Consider the following 18,189-nt stretch of genomic DNA (forward strand, 5'->3'; position numbering starts at 1 on the left):
TATGAGATTTTTAAAAGAGGGAATTATACGGACTCAGCGTATATAAAGAAGTGAGTATTAATACGTTAATGAAATGAGGGAAGAAAAATGGCCCATGTGAAAGATGTAATAGCAGATCAATTATTAGCAAATGCGAATGATCCTAGTTGGTATATTCCATTTTCAGATGCAGTTAAGGATTTATCTGAGAGAGAAGCTTTCTGGAAACCGAATGAAGAGTGTAATAGTATAGCTGAAATTGTACAACATTTACTGTATTGGAACTCGACGTGGCAAACAAGGTATAAAGAATCAAATGTCAATGCCGTGCCCGCTATTGGTGATAATAACAAAAGTTTTATGCTATCTGATAATCAAACATTTGAAGAGTTAAGAGAAAAACTGTTAGAGAAACTATTACAATGGCAAAATCTCATAAATGAAGAAAAGGTTGTATGTGATGTAGTTGGATTTCCTGTATCTGCGAAGTGGTGGGAAGTGCTAGCTAATGTAACAACTCATAATGCATATCATATTGGTCAAATTATTTACATTCGAAAATTACAGAAGAGTTTTGATAGTCAATAAGGTAATAATTCTCTAACAGAGTGAACAAAAGTGGACAAAACGAGACAACTGTCTCATTTTGTCCACTTTTTTGTTTTAAAAAGGAAGAGAAAACCTATTAAATTAAGGATTAGAATTTGGCACGGTACTTGCAATATAAAAGATGAACAACAAAATAGGAGGGCTGGACATGTTAAAAACAACTGAAAGTAAAGGGAATGAAATTACGAAAGAACAAGCTCGTTGGATGTATGAAAAAATGTTAGAGATTCGTAAGTTTGAAGATAAGGTACATGAATTATTCGCGCAAGGCGTTCTGCCAGGTTTCGTTCATTTATACGCAGGTGAAGAAGCGGTAGCAGTTGGTGTATGTGCCCACTTAACGGATAGTGACAGTATTACAAGTACGCATAGAGGACATGGGCATTGTATCGCAAAAGGCTGTGATTTAAACGGAATGATGGCTGAACTTTTTGGGAAAGTGACAGGGTTATGTAAAGGTAAAGGCGGTTCAATGCATATTGCTGATTTAAATAAAGGAATGCTTGGTGCAAATGGGATTGTAGGCGGAGGTTTTCCACTTGCTTGCGGTTCAGCATTAACAGCTAAATATAAAGGAACGAAAGATGTGAGTGTTTGCTTCTTTGGTGACGGAGCAAATAATGAAGGGACATTTCACGAAGGGGTTAATTTAGCAGCGATTTGGAAGTTACCAGTTATTTTTATCGCAGAAAATAACGGTTACGGTGAAGCAACAACATTTGAATATGCGTCAAGTTGTGATTCCATTGCAGATCGAGCGAAAGCTTACAATATTCCAGGTGTTCAAGTCGATGGAAAAGATTTACTTGCAGTGTATAAAGCGGCGGAAGAAGCAGTAGAACGTGCGCGTAATGGCGGTGGTCCAACAATAATTGAATGTATGACATATCGTAATTACGGTCATTTCGAAGGTGAAGCGCAAACGTATAAAATTTCAGAAGAAAAAGAAGAACATTTAAATGAAAAAGATGCGATTGTGAATTTCCGTAAGCATTTAATTCATGAAGCTTTATTAACTGAATCTGAACTTGTGGATATGGAAAAGGCAGTAGATGAAGCAGTACAAAAATCAATTGAATTTAGTGAAAATAGTCCATATCCAGAGGATGAAGAATTATTAAAAGATGTGTACGTTTCTTACAAATAAGAGGAGGGTGAAAAATAATGACTAGAACAGTAAGTATGTCAACTGCAATCAATGAAGCGATGAAAATATCAATGCGTCGTGATGAAAATGTAATTTTAATCGGAGAAGATGTTGCAGGCGGTGCACAAGTGGATCACTTGCAAGATGATGAAGCATGGGGCGGTGTACTCGGTGTTACGAAAGGACTTGTACAAGAATTTGGTCGAAATCGTATTTTAGATACTCCAATTTCAGAAGCGGGTTATATGGGAGCGGCGATGGCAGCTGCTGCAACAGGTTTACGTCCGATAGCTGAATTAATGTTTAATGACTTTATCGGTAGTTGCCTTGATCAAGTATTAAACCAAGGCGCAAAATTCCGCTATATGTTCGGTGGTAAAGCGAAAGTGCCAGTTACAGTACGTACGATGCATGGTGCTGGTTTTAGCGCAGCGGCACAGCATTCACAAAGTTTATATGCGTTATTTACGAGCATTCCAGGTATAAAAGTTGTCGTTCCTTCCACTCCTTATGACGCAAAAGGCTTATTATTAGCGGCAATTGAAGATGACGACCCAGTAATCTTCTTTGAAGATAAAACACTTTACAATATGAAAGGCGAAGTACCAGAAGGGTACTATACAATTCCTTTAGGAAAAGCAGATATTAAACGTGAAGGTTCTGATGTAACAATAGTTGCAATTGGAAAACAAGTTCATACAGCACTTGCAGCTGCAAAGCAATTATCGGAAAAAGGACTCGAAGTAGAAGTAATCGATCCACGTTCTTTATCACCGCTGGATGAAGATACGATTTTAACATCTGTTGAAAAAACGAATCGCCTGATTGTTATCGACGAAGCAAATCCAAGATGTAGTATCGCAACAGATATTGCAGCAATTGTAGCGGATAAAGGATTCGATTTGTTAGATGCACCTATTAAACGAATTACAGCACCACATACACCAGTTCCGTTTTCGCCACCACTTGAAAAGTTATATTTACCAACGCCGGAGAAAGTAATTGAAACTGTATCAGAAATGATCGGAGACCAATCTTTATTACATGTGTAATGAAATGATGAGAAGGGAGAGAGAAACATGGCTGTAGAAGTTGTAATGCCGAAGTTAGGTATGGCGATGAAAGAAGGTATTATTACGAGCTGGAATATTAAAGCAGGTGATAATGTAGAAAAAGGTGAACTAATTGCTAGTATTAACTCGGAAAAAATCGAAACTGAAATAGAAGCACCAGCTGATGGAACTGTTCTTGATATAGCTGTAAGTGAAGATGAGGGAGTGCCGCCGGGTACTGTAATTTGCTACATCGGTAAGCCAAACGAAAAAGTAGAAGTCTATGAAAATACAAATGTTGTAGAAGAAAAAACATCTAACCCAGAACCTAAAAAGGTACAACATCCAGAACCATATGCGATAGATGTGACGAAGCAAAGAGTTAAAATATCTCCAGTAGCAAAGAAAATTGCAAAAACTGAAAATCTCGATATTAGATCATTAATTGGTACAGGACCTGGCGGAAGAATTACAAAGGTAGATGTATTAAAGGCGCTTGAAGAAAGAGTAGAAATTCCAGAAGTACTTGAACAAGAAGAAAGTAAAGTCATTCCTGTTACTGGTATGCGAAAAGCAATTGCGAACCGTATGCATGCAAGCTTACAAAATAGTGCGCAATTAACATTAACGATGAAAGTAGATGTTACAGATTTAGTTGCTTTACATAAAGAAATAGCGGAAGTTGTACAAAAACGATACGATAACAAACTAACCATTACGGATTTTGTTTCTCGTGCTGTTGTATTAGCGCTTGGGGAGCATAAAGAAATGAATAGCGCTTATATAGATGATGCCATTCATCAATTTGAACATGTTCATTTAGGTATGGCAGTCGCGTTAGAAAAAGGATTAGTCGTTCCGGCTATTCGCTTTGCTAATAATCTATCTTTAGTAGAGTTATCTAAAGAGATTAAAACTGTTGCACAAAAAGCAAGAGAAGGCAGTTTAAGTAGTGATGATATGCAAGGGACAACATTTACAATTAGTAATTTAGGTAGCTTCGGTATTGAATATTTTACGCCAGTATTAAATACACCTGAAACTGGTATTTTAGGTGTAGGTGCAATTGAACATGTTCCTGTATATAAAGGGAAAAAATTAAGAAAAGGAAGTATGTTACCTTTAAGTTTAACATTCGACCATCGTGTACTAGACGGTGCACCAGCAGCTGGATTTTTACGCACAATTAAACGTTATTTAGAAGAACCTGTAACAATTCTTTTATAAAGAGAAGGTGAGAAAATGAGTAATTTAGTTGTTATTGGGGGCGGACCTGCTGGTTATGTAGCGGCAATTACCGCGGCTCAAAATGGAAAAGATGTCACTCTTATTGATGAAGCTGATCTTGGCGGGACTTGTTTAAATGTCGGTTGTATGCCCACGAAATCATTGTTAGAAAGTGCGGAAGTGCATGACATTGTGAGAAAAGCGAATAATTATGGAGTTACACTTAACGAAGGAAGTATATCAATTGATTGGAAGCAAATACAGGCGAGGAAATCACAAATCGTAACGCAGCTCGTCCAAGGAATTCAATATTTAATGAAGAAAAATAAAATAAAAGTTGTACAAGGTAAAGCGAAATTTGAAACGGATCACCGTGTGCGAGTTACACACGGTGAAAAAGAAGATGTAGTAGATGGAGAACAGTTCATTATAGCGGCAGGATCAGAACCAACTGAATTACCTTTTGCTCCATTTGATGGGAAGTGGATTTTAAATAGTAGTCATGCAATGTCCCTAGAAAATATACCGAAATCATTATTAATCGTTGGCGGTGGTGTAATAGGTTGCGAGTTTGCAAGTATTTATAGTCGTCTTGGAACAAAAGTTACGATTGTTGAAATGGCACCGCAATTATTACCTGGTGAAGATGAAGATATCGCACATATTTTAAGAGAGAAACTAGAAAATGATGGTGTGAAAATATTTACAGGAGCAGCTTTAAAAGGATTAAATAATTATAAGAAGCAGGCTTCATTTGAATATGAAGGAAGTATCCAAGAAGCCAATCCGGAATTTGTTCTCGTTTCTGTCGGTCGAAAACCACGTGTACAACAATTAGATTTAGAAAAAGCAGGCATTCAATTTTCAAATAAAGGAATTTCTGTGAATAAACATATGCAAACAAACAGATCACATATTTACGCAGCGGGTGATGTGATTGGTGGAATACAGCTTGCTCACGTTGCTTTCCATGAAGGAACGACAGCAGCATTACACGCGAGCGGAGAAGATGTGAAAGTAAACTATCATGCTGTACCTCGCTGTATTTATACAGCTCCAGAAATTGCTAGTGTCGGTTTAACAGAAAAAGGAGCAAGAGAGCAATATGGGGATATACTAATTGGAGAATTTTCTTTTACAGCGAACGGAAAAGCGCTTATTATTGGAGAACAAACGGGGAAAGTAAAAGTTATTGTTGAACCTAAATATCAAGAAATTATAGGGATTTCAATTATCGGTCCTCGTGCAACCGAACTAATCGGACAAGGAACTGTAATGATTCATACAGAAGTTACAGCTGATATAATGCGAGATTATATTGCAGCGCATCCAACTTTATCTGAAGCGATTCATGAGGCGTTATTGCAGGCAGTAGGACATGCTGTGCATGCTTAAATAGAAACATAATAACCCACTATTCTCATTAATAAGAGAATAGTGGGTTGGATTTTTTCAATTAGTAAATATACAATTATTTTTTAATTTCAATAGCTGAAGTAATATCGTTCCAATCGGCAGCTAAATTAGCAGTTTTACCGTACCAATCAGCGTGTTTAAATACAACACCTTTTCCATAACCTTGTGTTGAAGTATGCTCCCAAAGCGTCGTTGAATAACTTGCAGAAGGTGACGCTGTACTTACAGAGGAAATTCTGTCGTTCCAGCTAGATGGTAAGTTTTTAAAACCGCTGCTCCAGTAAATATATTGGCCACCTTTATCTTTATGTTCATAAAAATCAGTACTACCAGCACCGCTACCTAAAGGATTAATTTTATTTTTAAGTGCTTTTTTATCCTTTTCAATATAAGCATCTAATGTTTCGCGGCTAGTAAAACCATAAGCTAGCCAATCTCCATTTTCATTTTGCTCTGGTAATACCATAGTAATTTGGATGTCTTTTTTTGATGTATCGTTTAATTTTGCAAAGGAAGTAACATTCTGTTCATCCACTTTTAAATAATCAAATGATTTAATTACATTACTTTTTTCTTCAGCGCTTGCTACTCCTAGTCCTCCAGTTAATGCAAACCCCGCTACTAATGTCCCTGCTACTAATTTCTTCAACATATAACCATCCCTTTTTGTTTAGATTTTTGTACAGGTGAATCTTTGTACTAGTAAAATGTATTCCAAATGAGAAATATTGTAAATATTCTGAAGTTTTAGAAATAAAAGGCGGAATATTTACAGTTTTGCATTTTTTCTTTAGAAAAAATAGTTATCGGAATGATATAATAAATAGATATATCGCTTTTGTTGGATGTTAAAATGTTTTAGGAGGAAAGCTATTGAAGTATTTCAATAAAGATTGGTATAAAGAAATGCAAATTATAGAATTTGTAAGTTTTATAGAGTCTATAAAAGAATGGTCAGAAATGAATATACAAAGTTTAATTGAGGAAATTAAGGAAAGGAAAATAGATTTATTAAAATTCCTTCCTGAATCCATACACCCATTTATTCATAGCACCACAATTAATTCAGAATATCCTTCTAGTGAATTGAAAAAACTTATGAAAGAGTGGATAGAGGATTGTGAGAAAAGAAGGGCTCATTTAGATCGATTCTACTTAGAGCAATTCCATTCGATTAAGAAAAAACTCCCAACAAATGTTATTCAGTTACATGATTACTTACTACATGACAGTGTAGTCAAATCAGTAGAGAGAATATCAAAAGATACGCTAATTATTATTTTAGATTGCAGTGGTACTTTCAGTGAATTTGATAAACTGGAAGTAACTTTTACAGGCGTAACGAAGTGTTCAATTCCGGAAAATTTTGAAGGTGCTTGGTGGTTAAGTCATGAAATAGATCTTACTAATGAAGGGTTCGAATTGGGTGTTTTATTTGATTGCCCATTTGAAGAAGTGACGATTTGTGCAAAAGACGTATTGCTTGAGATAGGTAACTAGTAAACTTTATAATTTTACAAACAAAAAAACAGTCTTATAAGACTGTTTTTTATTTAGATGCTAAATTATCAAGTTTCCAATAAGTATCTGTTAACGGCGCAGCTTTGCTATCTATGTATAAATACATGGTATTTAAATCTTTTGGAGAAGCTTTCATATTAAATACAATGTCGGTAGTTAAAGAAAACTCAGATGGAACCTTTTTAGCATTTTCATTTTGAATAAATTCACCTTCATATTTTTCACCCGTTTTTTCATCTTTTATGAAATATTTTATTTCTGAAAGATCTATCGTTTGTCCGTCAGCACGAGCATTATTTATTGTAACGCGAGCTGTGAGACGCCACTCTTTGTCTATTTTTTCGAATTTAGCATTTTCAACAGTTGCTCTATAGTATTCGTTTTTAAATATTTCCCCATAGTGCATTGCATTCTTTTCAAGAGCGCTCTTTTCTTGTTTTGGTGTAGTACTACCATTACATCCTGCCATTATTCCTGTAAATAATAATGCTGTACAAGTTACTTTAATTATAGATTTCATAGTAATCCCTTTCTGTATTAAAAAGTAAAACATAGGAATAATTTTACATCAATAGGAAGTTAAATGGAAGTATATTTGTGGAATATGCAAATATACATTTATTTCGTTGTCAGTTAACGTGATAGAAAGAGGGGGAAAACTGTATAAAACGGAATAAATAAGAATTGAAAATATTGTAATACAGAAAAAGCATGCATATAATTAAAATAAAGATTAAATTTCTGAATCTTCAATAATGGTGGTGATAACATGTTCACTGAAGAGCGTAGAGAGAAAATTTTAGAGTTACTTAAGAAAGATGGAAGAGTAATTGCAAAGGATCTTGCGGAACGCTTCGATATGTCTATCGATTCTATAAGAAGAGATTTGTCTATAATGGAGAAGGATGGTTTATTAAAAAGAACGCACGGAGGTGCAGTTGAACTTACGCGAGTGAGAAACTTAGCTGCCGAACCCTCGAAACGTTATAGTGATGGTTCAATAGAGGAAGATGCGATTGCGAAAGTTGCTGCATCTTATATACAAGAAGGAGATTCCGTTTTTATTGGTGGGGCTTCAATTCATTGTGCCATGTTAAAATTTTTACCCGAAACATCATTTACAGTTATTACGAATTCTATAGAGATAGCTAGTTCATTACGAGAATACAAGAACATAGAAGTGTATTTAATTGGTGGTAAGGTAAAACCATCAGGAAATGTGACAGATACACTTGCCTCTGAAATGATAAGTAGATTATCTATTGATCTTTATTTCTCTACAGGTGGTGGTGTTTCATTGAATGGTATAAGTACTGCATCACCAGAAGTTGCTTATTTTGGAAAAACAGTAAGTAAAATTGCTAGAAGAAACATTTGTTTAGCTCCTCATAATAAACTCGGAATAGACTGCTTTATAAAAGGAGAGTCACTGATAGAAATTGACCTTATAATAACAGATGAAGAGGCTAGTAAAGAAACGATCCAAGAATTTGCGAAACAAGGTAAGGAAATTGTAATAGCATCAATAACCCCCATTTAAAAGGAGTTTGAAATGATTATAAAAGGACAAGAGTTTTATATAAATGGATTAACTTTTACAATTCGTTCTGCAGCTGAAACGGATGCTGAGCAGTTATCGGAAATTAGAGTTCAGATCGATGGCGAAACTGAAAATATGGATAGAGAAGCTGGAGAGGGATTTATAGATAAGATAGGTTTTCAAAAAATAATAAAATCAGATAGTGAAGAGATGAAAAATCTGTTTTTAGTTGCAGAAGTGCACAACCGAATCGTAGGATTTTCAAGATGTGAAGGATCAAATTTGAGGAGATTATCCCATAAAGTAGAGTTTGGCGTTTGTATTTTAAGAGAGTTTTGGGGATATGGGATGGGTAAGAGTCTATTGCAACAATCAATTCAGTGGGCTGACGAAAATGAAGTGAAAAAGATATCATTACAAGTGTTAGAGACAAATGAAAAAGCCATCCAACTTTATAAAAAATTAGGTTTTGAAGTAGAAGGTATTTTAAAAAGTGATAAAAGGCTGTCGGATGGGAAGTATTATAATACGGTAGTAATGGGAAGGTTAATACATTTCATAAAAGAGGTGTAGTGGAATGTTTTACAGAAGAAAGTACTATATAGTAAAGAATGAATTTATAGAAATATTTAATGAGCATTTTAATACCACGAACTTACCTAATCAATTAAAGCATGGTTCCAGGCTAATAGGACGCTGGATGAAAGATAATAATGATGGTACAACTGAAATATTCGCCATATGGGAATATGATAGTTATGACGAGTATAAAGAAATAGAATCGAAAATTAGAAGTGACGAGAAGCATGTTAAAAGAATACATGATTGGTATGAAAAACATGGCGGAAGAGAATATGTTTTACAGAAGTACATATTAGAGTTAAAAAATGAAGGGTTAGTATGTACTGTAAAGTGATAGAGGGGTGATGGATAATGGGAATTAAAACAAAATTATATTTTAGTTTAGCATCTACCATTTTATTTGCAATAGCAGTAATAGTTTTCTTTATAAACGGCAATCCACAAAAGTGGTTTTGGCTATGTATTTTCTTTGCGTCCATTATACAAAATATAGTTCTACTAAAAAAGAATAAAGGAGTTCATTAAGATATTCAAATTATTAACATATTTGTGTCGTCTTTCTAGTTATGTTGAAAACGCTTTTATTCAGTTTTATAATAAAAGTATGTTTTTACAGATCTCCAAAACAATGGATAGGGAGATGATACAATGTTAGCTTCACCGTTTTACTTACATACATGGAAAAAGTTTGTTGATGAAGGTGTTCTTGATTCGAACCGTATAAACGAAAGAATTTCAGAGTCATGGTATCGATGTAAACAAGCAAATGTGAATCCTCATATGAATAAAGGTCAGAAAATTTTGTCTTCTAATATTTTTCAGGATCAAAAGAAAAAAAGTGAAATCTTCCTTGATATAGCAATACCTCAAATACAAAATATGAGAAAAACCATTGATGAACTGCAAATGATGGCATTATTAATTGATCCAGATGGTTATGTTCTATCATTAAGTGGAAATCAGCAAACGTTGAAACGAGCGAAACATATTAATTTTATTGAAGGTGTGAAATGGACGGAAGCAGCTGTTGGTACAAATGCGATAGGAACAGCGTTAGAGATTGAAGAGGCTATTATGATAAGTGGTACAGAGCATTATTCTGTCGCATCTCATAGCTGGAGCTGTGCGGCCTCTCCGATTCATAATGATGATGGGAAATTAATTGGTGTTCTAGATTTCTCCTGTCCAATTGAGTTTTCACATCCATATATGCTCGGAATGGTAACTTCGATCGCGCATGCGATTGAACGTGAATGTAGTATTCGAGTACATCAAAATGAACTGCATTTAATCCATCGTTTTTTAGATGTAATTGACAGTGATGAACAAGTTGTTATTTGTAACCATCGTGATGTTATCGTTTCTGCGAGCAAGAGGGTTCGTGAACGAGTATGTAATTGGTCACGAATGAAACTTGAAGATTTAATATACAATGGATTGAAATCTAAATTAGAAGTACCAGTATATAGTAATGATAGAATGATTGGGAAATGTATTTATTTAAAGGAAAATAAACAGGCGAATTTATTTTCTAATTTCCCATTTATAAACGGAATTACTTTTCCTGGAGTTATTGGGACAAGCAGCGTATTTCAACATACTTTAGAAGAAATTAAGCTTGTTTCACCAACTGACGCTAGTGTATATGTATGTGGTGAAACAGGTGTAGGGAAAGAATATGTAGCGAGAGCGATTCATGAAAATAGTCTAAGAAAAAATGGTCCTTTTATAGCTGTTAACTGCGGTTCATTACCGAAAGAATTAATGGAAAGTGAATTATTCGGTTATGCTGAAGGTGCGTTTACAGGTGCGCGGCGCCAAGGATATAAAGGGAAATTCGAACAAGCAGACGGAGGAACAATATTTTTAGATGAAATTGGTGAAGTGCCGCCAGAGATGCAAGTGACATTATTGCGTGTTTTGCAAGAACGAACAGTAACCCCAATTGGTAGTTCAAAAGAGGTACCAGTAAATATTCGTATTATTACTGCGACACATAAAGATTTACTACGATTAGTAGAAGAAGGGAAATTCCGTCAAGATTTATATTATCGTTTACATGTTTATCCCCTATATGTTCCGTCGTTAATAGAAAGAAAAGAGGATATTCCGTACTTCATACAACATTTTTGTGAACGAAAGGATTGGAATGTTGTATTTCCAAAGAGTATTTGTAATCAATTTTCACAGCATACATGGCCCGGAAATATTCGAGAATTATTAAATGTATTAGAACGCATATACATTTTGTCGCAAGGACGGGAAATATGCGAAAAACAAATCTCTTTTTTATTACAAACAATGATGGGAAATCAACATCAACTTGAATTGCAAGCAGAAAATAAAACAGAGCATACATTAAATTTCCGTGAAAAAATACAGCGTGATAGTATGATTGAAGCGCTAGAAAAGACGAATGGAAATGTTTCGTTAGCTGCAAAACTATTAGATGTGCCACGCAGTACATTTTATAAACGTATGCAAAAATTCAGGCTATAAAAGTAGATTTTTGTAATCTACTTTTTCTTTATGGGCTCATGTTCTGTCGGAATGTGCGCTTGCCAGGGAAATAATAGAATAATTAGAAAGAAGATTTCCTGAAGGGGGTTAGCATGTGAAGTATATTGAAATTGGAATCGGGAATAGGTGGTTCATTCGAACGGAAACCGAAAATAAAGATGGAACTGAATTTGAGGAACGAGGAATTATTAAACCTATTTATTTTGAGTCTTTATATGTACGAATTTGGTTTCGGAAAACGTGTTTTATTTTTGATACGAAAGAGGGTTTTAAGAAAGTAAGAAAAAGTAGAGCTGAGTATAAGTTTATTGTTGGAATGGTGAGTAGGTTAAAACAATAGAATCAAACAGGGGGTGTTTTTTATGATTAGAATTATCACATTCATACTCGCTTTTATTATAATGGGCTATTCTATTTACAGTTGGAAGGATGATTCGAAGCAAAGTATGCTCATTTTACAATTACTTTTAGGTTTTATGCTCGCCGGTATGGGGATACAAAACGTTAAGAAGGATGAAAAAGAGAATAAGAATATGGGGTTGTTGCTTTTACTTACATCGCTGTTTTGTATCATTGTATCGCTAATAAAATATTTAAAATAAACTGTTACTTAGCATATGGAGTAACAGTTTATTTTTTGAAGTTTTCTCATTAAAAATTTCAGTAGCTGTTTGGTACATTTTTTTATCAATACAAAATTTTTCGGTTATCCAATAAGTAAGCTCAGAAGAGGTAAGGCTATGTTCGCTTTTCTTACCTTGGAAATATCGTTTTAAAACATTATCATTAATAGAAGTTGGAATGCCATCGATATAACCGAAAATTTGAATTTTTTTTAATACAGGAGAAGAATGCCAGTCATTAGACTTTGTAATGAGTTCTTTCATACTTGTTAAATGTATTGGCTCTGTATTTAAGATTTTTGCTGGACCAGGATCTCTAGTAATATGAATTTCCTTATTTGATACTTGATAAGCAAATGTTTCCCTTACATCACTTACTTGAAATGATTCATAAAGTGGAAATGCTTGAAATAAAGGTGCACAGTAACCAACATCAACATAATAAGGTTGCTCTAAGTTAATACGTAAGCATAAATGCCCAGGATCCATATACATATACTGCACAGAAAAACCTAGATTTGATAATAGCCAATGAAATCCAATAGAATGAGTCCAACAAGTACCGCCCATACCTTTAGTTGTAATTCGATTTATGTATGTCTTGATGGAAGGAAAGTAATTACCTGTTTTCTTACCTTTTCCCCAGTCAATTATTTTAGTAAGAGTTTCCCACTTTACTTTCTCTTGATGAGCTTTAACAAGTTCATTTAAAAAATTTAAACTTACAGGCTTTTTTGTAACGGATAAAAACGATAGAAACTGATTTGTTAGTTTTTCTTGGGACATTTGATTTTCCTTTCTATATAGATGTTGATATTAATAATGTCATATAATAATTGTTAGAAAATGCAGTTATTTATTGTGAGGGGAGAAAGTCAAATGCCGATGTCATTATATTATAAAAGACTTCGTGAAAAATTAGGATCTGAACTTATTTTTATGCCGAGTATAGCTGCTGTAATTAAAAACGAGAAGAGGGAAATTTTATTTCAATATCCTGGAGGAGAATACTGGAGTTTGCCAGCAGGGGCAATCGAACCAGGAGAAACACCAGAAGAAGCGGTTGTTAGAGAAGTATGGGAAGAAACAGGATTGAAAGTAAAAGTGAAAAAAGAAAAAGGTGTATTTGGAGGGAAAGAGTTCCGTCATACATATTCGAATGGAGATCAAGTAGAATATATTGTTGTTGTATTTGAGTGTGAAGTTATTGGCGGTGGATTGAAAGCAATTGATGGAGAATCTGTAAAACTAAAATATTTCCTTTTATCTGAAAAGCCACCTTTAGCATTACCGTATCCCGATAAAATATTTTTATAGATGAAAAATAGCACACCTTATGAATAAAGGGTGTGCTATTTATATAGACCTGTCGTATACATCACTGTCAATGTATGTACAACTTCTTCTAAATCTAGCTCTTTATCATTTTGCACAATTTCCCAAAGAAATGTTTCATTCATCGCGAACCAACCACGTGCTACAATCTCTTTATTTAATTCAGGCTGCGCCAATCCACTTTCTTGAGAGTAAGTAATATCCTGTGTAATACTTTTTATAAAGCGTTCACGTATCTCATCCCATTTTTGACTTATCTCTCTTGATAATCCTATTGCTTCTTCCACAACTTGTAATATATCTCTTTCTTCTTGTGCTAACTGTAAAAAAGCGCGCACTTGATTTTGAATCATATCGCGTGCTTCAGCCTTTGTTTGAGGGGAAAAAGAGCGATCTGCAATATCATAAAAGCGATTCATCACACCTTCCATCAAAATGACGAGGAGAGCATCTTTGTTTTTAAAGTATACATATGCTGTTCCATAACCAGTTTCTGCATGTTTAATAATTTGCGTGATTGTAGTTTTCTGAAATCCGTTTTTTATAAAAATAGTATAACCGGAATGTAATAGTTTCTTTTTTGTTTCTAAGGAGCGGTGTTTTCTTGTTGAAAGAGTGGAATTTTTCAAGGAATCACCTCTTTATACTGAAATATCTGAAAATATAATTGTATTGTAAAAGAAGTTCGTATATAAAGTCAACTGACATAATATCATTGACGTTATATCAATTTAAGTGATATATTTCAATTAGTTAGAATAAAAAGAAAATTAAAAGAAGGTGACACCATGTATAAAGAACCATTTCAACCAACTTATGAGTATGCGCTTGAATGTGATAAACATGATGAACTGAAAGATTTTCAATCTGAATTTTATAAAAAAGAAGGAACAATATATTTAGATGGTAACTCTTTAGGGTTGCTTTCAAAAAGAGCAGAGAAATCGTTACTTACATTGCTAGATTCATGGAAAGAGTTTGGGATTGATGGATGGACTGAAGGTGAGCATCCGTGGTTTTTCCTTTCGGAGAAATTGGGTGAGTTGACTGCACCTCTTATTGGATCTTTACCGGAAGAAACTATTGTAACCGGTTCCACGACTGCGAATATACATCAAGTTATTGCGACGTTTTATGAGCCAAAAGGAATACGAACAAAAATTCTTGCAGATGAATTAACTTTTCCGTCAGATATTTATGCACTTCAGAGTCAAATTCGTTTAAAAGGCTTAGATCCAGATGAGCATTTAGTACGAGTGAAAAGCCGAGATGGAAGAACACTTTCTGAAGATGATATTATTCATGCGATGACCGATGATATCGCTTTAATATTATTGCCTTCTGTACTATATAGGAGTGGACAAATTCTTGATATGAAGCGATTAACAGCTGAAGCTCATAAACGTGGTATTCATATCGGTTTTGACTTATGTCATTCAATCGGCTCCATTCCGCATCATTTTAAAGAGTGGGATGTAGATTTCGCTGTATGGTGTAATTATAAATATTTAAATGCAGGTCCTGGTGGTGTTGCAGGCCTTTATGTAAATAATAAACACTTTAATAGACTCCCAGGATTATCTGGTTGGTTTAGTTCTAGAAAAGATAAGCAATTTGATATGGAGCATTCATTAACTGCGGCTGACCACGCTGGAGCTTATCAAATAGGGACACCTCACGTATTAAGTACTGCACCATTAATCGGTTCTCTTGAAATTTTTAAAGAAGCTGGTATTGAAAAGTTACGTGAAAAATCATTACATATTACGAGCTATACGCTTGATTTAATTGAACAGGAATTAAAAGGCTTTGAATTTACAATTGGAAATCCATTAGAGGATGAAAAACGAGGCGGGCATATTTATTTAGAACATGCTGAGGCGGCACGTATTTGTAAAGCGTTAAAAGCAAATGGGGTTATTCCGGACTTTAGAGCACCAAATGGAGTTAGACTTGCGCCTGTTGCTTTATACAATACGTATGTGGAAGTATGGAACTCTGTACAAATATTAAAGAACATTATGAAAGATGAAGAATATAAAAAGTTTGAAAATAAGCGAGAGGTTGTGGCATAAGCATGAAAACATCGCAGTGGATTGATATTTCACAACCGTTAAATAATGATATCGCGACGTGGCCAGGGGATACACCTTTTTCATATGAAGTTTCATGGTCAAAAGAAAACAGTGGTTCAGTAAATGTCGGAAAGTTAACGATGAGCATTCATACAGGTACTCATATTGATGCACCTTTTCATTTCGATAATGACGGTAAGAAGGTGTTAGATTTAGATATAGATGTATATGTAGGTACAGCACGAGTTATCGATGTTTCAGGGATGGAGAGTATCGGTAAAAAAGAATTAGAAAGTTTTAACTTAGAAGGTGTAGAGCGACTATTATTACGTACATCTTCACATGGTAAAGCAAATGAATTCCCAGATGTAATCCCGCATTTACGCGCAGATATTGCACCCTTTCTTTCTGAAAAGGGAATTCGTTTAATCGGGGTGGACGTACCATCAGTTGATCCTTTAGATGATAAAGAACTAGCAGCGCATCATCAATTATTTAAACATGGAATACACATTTTAGAAAATGTCGTACTAGATCACGTAGTAGACGGCGATTACGAACTTATTGCATTACCACTTGCATTAACAGATGCGGATGGGAGTCCAGTTCGAGCTGTTATTAGACCGATATAAGTAGAAATGAACACAAAGGGGCGTTTGGCTAATATGAAAGAAAATGAAAAGGTAATTATGGAAAAAGGGATTCATACAGATTTTAAGGAGAATATGACGTACGGAGAGTATTTACAGCTAGATAGCTTATTATCTAGTCAACAAAGACTATCAGACCATCATGATGAAATGTTATTTATCGTCATCCATCAAGCGAGTGAGCTTTGGATGAAATTAATTTTACATGAACTGAATGCGGCAATTGAATCTATTAAACAAGATAAATTACCACCAGCTTTTAAAATGTTAGCACGCGTATCAAAAATTCAGTCACAAATCATTCAATCTTGGGATATTCTTGCGACATTAACGCCATCAGAATATATTGAGTTTCGTGATTCACTTGGTCAAGCGTCAGGCTTCCAATCGTATCAATATAGAATGATTGAGTATGCACTTGGCTATAAAACACCACATGCATTAAAGATTTATGAAAAAGATCCAGAATTACATGCTCGTCTTCATAAAGCACTTCATGCACCAAGTTTGTATGATGTTGCGATACAGGCGCTTGTTAAAGAAGGATTCCCAATTCATAAAGATGTGTTAAATCGTGATGTTACGCAGCCTTACGAAGAGGATGCAACTGTAGAAGCAGCTTGGATAGAAGTATATGCGGACGTGCAGAAATATTGGAATTTATATCAGCTTGCAGAGAAATTAATCGATATTGAAGACTGGCTACAACAATGGCGTTTCCGTCATATGAAAACAGTAGAACGAATTATCGGTCATAAAATGGGAACAGGTGGCTCTTCTGGCGTATCTTATTTAAAGCGAGTGCTTGATCAATGCTTCTTCCCAGAGCTTTGGAACGTTCGAACGAAATTATAAGAATAAACTTGTCAGCTAATAAAGGCTGGCAAGTTTATTTTTTTGTTTTAAAAACAAATATGATTTAATAGAGAGAACAGGGCGAACAACAAATATTACATAATCATTTAGATGGAGGAAGATTTCTTGAATTTCGAGCAATTACAAAATAAATTTGAAAAGAAAAAAGTGAATACATTTCTTGTTTATCAAAAGGGGGAAACAACGACTGAGTACTATAAAACGATAGACTGTGCAAATGAGTTATTTAAAATTAATTCGATTACAAAAAGTATCGTATCCATATTAATTGGCATAGCAATTGATAAGGGATGTATAGATGATATACATACACCAATCACAACATGGATTCCCAATGTACCGGAGAAAAAAAGGGAATTAACACTGTATCATTTATTAACGATGACAACAGGAGAAGATTGGCAAGAATTCGGCAATGGGGTTGTTTTCCCAAATGACTTTGTGGAATCAGACAATTGGGCACAATTCATTTTAGAAAAGCCGTTCATTGAAGAAATGGGTATGAAAATGAATTATAATTCAGGTTCTTCCCACTTACTTAGTTACGTCATTCAAGAAGCAACTGGAATGTCGACGGAGCAGTTCGCGAAAAAGTATTTATTTGATCCATTAAACATTACGGAATATGAATGGCAACAAGACCCGCAAGGTCTATATGTCGGCGGATTCGGTATGAAAATGAAATCTATAGATTTATTAAAGTTAGGAAAATTATGTTTGCAGAATGGATATTGGAAGGGAAATGAAATTGTATCATCGAAATGGTTAGAGCAATCAAGTACAGCTCTATTTGAAACGTATGAACATGTCGGGGCATATGGATATCACTGGTGGGTATTAAATAACGAAAGATTTCACATACCGTATTGTATGTATTTTGCTATGGGATACGGAGGGCAATACATTATTATCATTCCGCAGTTAGAGCTTGTAGCTGTAATTAGTAGTCACATGCCTAAACGTGGCCTCGTACCATTAAAGTTATTTATAGAGCATATAAAAGAGAATGCCAATTATAAATAAGAAGAGGAAGGAGG

General features: G+C 34.7%; 21 protein-coding genes. 17 read left to right on the forward strand and 4 right to left on the reverse strand.

Annotation, left to right across the window (positions count from 1 at the left end; all coding sequences use genetic code 11):
- The first annotated feature begins 87 nt into the window (after positions 1-87).
- From Q3V31_RS17245 to lpdA, 5 genes are all read left to right on the forward strand, one after another.
- Positions 88-567: a DinB family protein gene (locus Q3V31_RS17245; protein WP_090813524.1), complete on the forward strand. Its 480-nt coding sequence runs from the start codon at positions 88-90 to the stop codon at positions 565-567.
- 169 nt (positions 568-736) lie between these two features.
- On the forward strand, positions 737-1,735 hold the full coding sequence (gene acoA, locus Q3V31_RS17250; RefSeq protein ID WP_329765667.1) for an acetoin:2,6-dichlorophenolindophenol oxidoreductase subunit alpha: 999 nt from the start codon (positions 737-739) through the stop codon (positions 1,733-1,735).
- Between the two features lie 17 nt (positions 1,736-1,752).
- Entirely contained in the window at positions 1,753-2,787 is a 1,035-nt protein-coding gene (gene acoB, locus Q3V31_RS17255; RefSeq protein ID WP_090813522.1) for an acetoin:2,6-dichlorophenolindophenol oxidoreductase subunit beta, read from the forward strand.
- Positions 2,788-2,814: 27 nt separating this feature from the next.
- Positions 2,815-4,014, forward strand: a complete 1,200-nt coding sequence (locus Q3V31_RS17260) for a dihydrolipoamide acetyltransferase family protein (RefSeq protein ID WP_329765668.1) — start codon at positions 2,815-2,817, stop codon at positions 4,012-4,014.
- A 15-nt stretch (positions 4,015-4,029) separates the two neighbouring features.
- A complete protein-coding gene (lpdA, locus tag Q3V31_RS17265; RefSeq protein ID WP_090813520.1) occupies positions 4,030-5,409 on the forward strand; it encodes a dihydrolipoyl dehydrogenase in 1,380 nt (459 codons plus the stop codon).
- Between the two features lie 76 nt (positions 5,410-5,485).
- Here the strand turns inward: lpdA and Q3V31_RS17270 are convergent, their stop codons facing one another.
- Entirely contained in the window at positions 5,486-6,082 is a 597-nt protein-coding gene (locus Q3V31_RS17270; protein WP_088008722.1) for a hypothetical protein, read from the reverse strand.
- 221 nt (positions 6,083-6,303) lie between these two features.
- Between Q3V31_RS17270 and Q3V31_RS17275 the strand changes: the two genes are divergently transcribed.
- Positions 6,304-6,930, forward strand: a complete 627-nt coding sequence (locus Q3V31_RS17275; RefSeq protein WP_090813518.1) for a DUF4085 family protein — start codon at positions 6,304-6,306, stop codon at positions 6,928-6,930.
- A 49-nt stretch (positions 6,931-6,979) separates the two neighbouring features.
- Here the strand turns inward: Q3V31_RS17275 and Q3V31_RS17280 are convergent, their stop codons facing one another.
- The gene (locus Q3V31_RS17280; protein ID WP_090813517.1) at positions 6,980-7,471 is read right to left on the reverse strand and encodes a hypothetical protein; all 492 of its coding nucleotides are present in this window, start codon (positions 7,469-7,471) and stop codon (positions 6,980-6,982) included.
- Between the two features lie 249 nt (positions 7,472-7,720).
- Here Q3V31_RS17280 and Q3V31_RS17285 point away from each other — a divergent pair, with 249 nt between their 5' ends.
- The 6 genes from Q3V31_RS17285 to Q3V31_RS17310 all read left to right on the forward strand — a co-directional run bounded on the left by Q3V31_RS17285 (position 7,721) and on the right by Q3V31_RS17310 (position 12,195).
- The gene (locus Q3V31_RS17285; protein WP_071734453.1) at positions 7,721-8,491 is read left to right on the forward strand and encodes a DeoR/GlpR family DNA-binding transcription regulator; all 771 of its coding nucleotides are present in this window, start codon (positions 7,721-7,723) and stop codon (positions 8,489-8,491) included.
- Positions 8,492-8,503: 12 nt separating this feature from the next.
- Positions 8,504-9,064, forward strand: coding sequence for a GNAT family N-acetyltransferase (locus Q3V31_RS17290; protein WP_090813516.1), 561 nt, complete (start codon positions 8,504-8,506; stop codon positions 9,062-9,064).
- A 4-nt stretch (positions 9,065-9,068) separates the two neighbouring features.
- The gene (locus Q3V31_RS17295) at positions 9,069-9,407 is read left to right on the forward strand and encodes an NIPSNAP family protein (RefSeq protein ID WP_000499965.1); all 339 of its coding nucleotides are present in this window, start codon (positions 9,069-9,071) and stop codon (positions 9,405-9,407) included.
- Between the two features lie 314 nt (positions 9,408-9,721).
- The gene (locus Q3V31_RS17300) at positions 9,722-11,572 is read left to right on the forward strand and encodes a sigma-54-dependent Fis family transcriptional regulator (RefSeq protein WP_329765669.1); all 1,851 of its coding nucleotides are present in this window, start codon (positions 9,722-9,724) and stop codon (positions 11,570-11,572) included.
- A gap of 115 nt (positions 11,573-11,687) precedes the next feature.
- Complete coding sequence (locus Q3V31_RS17305; protein WP_000873838.1) at positions 11,688-11,933, forward strand: DUF3977 family protein; 246 nt, start codon at positions 11,688-11,690, stop codon at positions 11,931-11,933.
- A 22-nt stretch (positions 11,934-11,955) separates the two neighbouring features.
- On the forward strand, positions 11,956-12,195 hold the full coding sequence (locus tag Q3V31_RS17310; RefSeq protein WP_000619305.1) for a DUF3953 domain-containing protein: 240 nt from the start codon (positions 11,956-11,958) through the stop codon (positions 12,193-12,195).
- On the opposite strand, the gene Q3V31_RS17315 is transcribed toward Q3V31_RS17310, so the two are convergent.
- Positions 12,187-13,002, reverse strand: coding sequence for an arylamine N-acetyltransferase family protein (locus Q3V31_RS17315; RefSeq protein WP_329765670.1), 816 nt, complete (start codon positions 13,000-13,002; stop codon positions 12,187-12,189). The two genes, Q3V31_RS17310 and Q3V31_RS17315, sit on opposite strands and share 9 nt — an antisense overlap.
- Before the next feature lie 93 nt (positions 13,003-13,095).
- Between Q3V31_RS17315 and Q3V31_RS17320 the strand changes: the two genes are divergently transcribed.
- Positions 13,096-13,533, forward strand: a complete 438-nt coding sequence (locus Q3V31_RS17320; RefSeq protein WP_090813513.1) for an NUDIX domain-containing protein — start codon at positions 13,096-13,098, stop codon at positions 13,531-13,533.
- 35 nt (positions 13,534-13,568) lie between these two features.
- On the opposite strand, the gene Q3V31_RS17325 is transcribed toward Q3V31_RS17320, so the two are convergent.
- Positions 13,569-14,180: a TetR/AcrR family transcriptional regulator gene (locus Q3V31_RS17325; protein WP_016129607.1), complete on the reverse strand. Its 612-nt coding sequence runs from the start codon at positions 14,178-14,180 to the stop codon at positions 13,569-13,571.
- 159 nt (positions 14,181-14,339) lie between these two features.
- Between Q3V31_RS17325 and kynU the strand changes: the two genes are divergently transcribed.
- The 4 genes from kynU to Q3V31_RS17345 all read left to right on the forward strand — a co-directional run bounded on the left by kynU (position 14,340) and on the right by Q3V31_RS17345 (position 18,175).
- On the forward strand, positions 14,340-15,626 hold the full coding sequence (gene kynU / locus Q3V31_RS17330; protein WP_329765671.1) for a kynureninase: 1,287 nt from the start codon (positions 14,340-14,342) through the stop codon (positions 15,624-15,626).
- Between the two features lie 2 nt (positions 15,627-15,628).
- Positions 15,629-16,258 (forward strand): arylformamidase, encoded by a 630-nt coding sequence (kynB, locus tag Q3V31_RS17335; protein ID WP_000858378.1) that lies wholly within the window; start codon positions 15,629-15,631, stop codon positions 16,256-16,258.
- 33 nt (positions 16,259-16,291) lie between these two features.
- Positions 16,292-17,131: a tryptophan 2,3-dioxygenase gene (gene kynA / locus Q3V31_RS17340; RefSeq protein WP_000661976.1), complete on the forward strand. Its 840-nt coding sequence runs from the start codon at positions 16,292-16,294 to the stop codon at positions 17,129-17,131.
- Between the two features lie 126 nt (positions 17,132-17,257).
- Positions 17,258-18,175: a serine hydrolase domain-containing protein gene (locus Q3V31_RS17345; RefSeq protein ID WP_001008614.1), complete on the forward strand. Its 918-nt coding sequence runs from the start codon at positions 17,258-17,260 to the stop codon at positions 18,173-18,175.
- Positions 18,176-18,189: the final 14 nt, after the last annotated feature.

Source organism: Bacillus nitratireducens (assembly GCF_036320425.1).
Classification (GTDB): Bacteria; Bacillota; Bacilli; order Bacillales; family Bacillaceae_G; genus Bacillus_A; species Bacillus_A nitratireducens.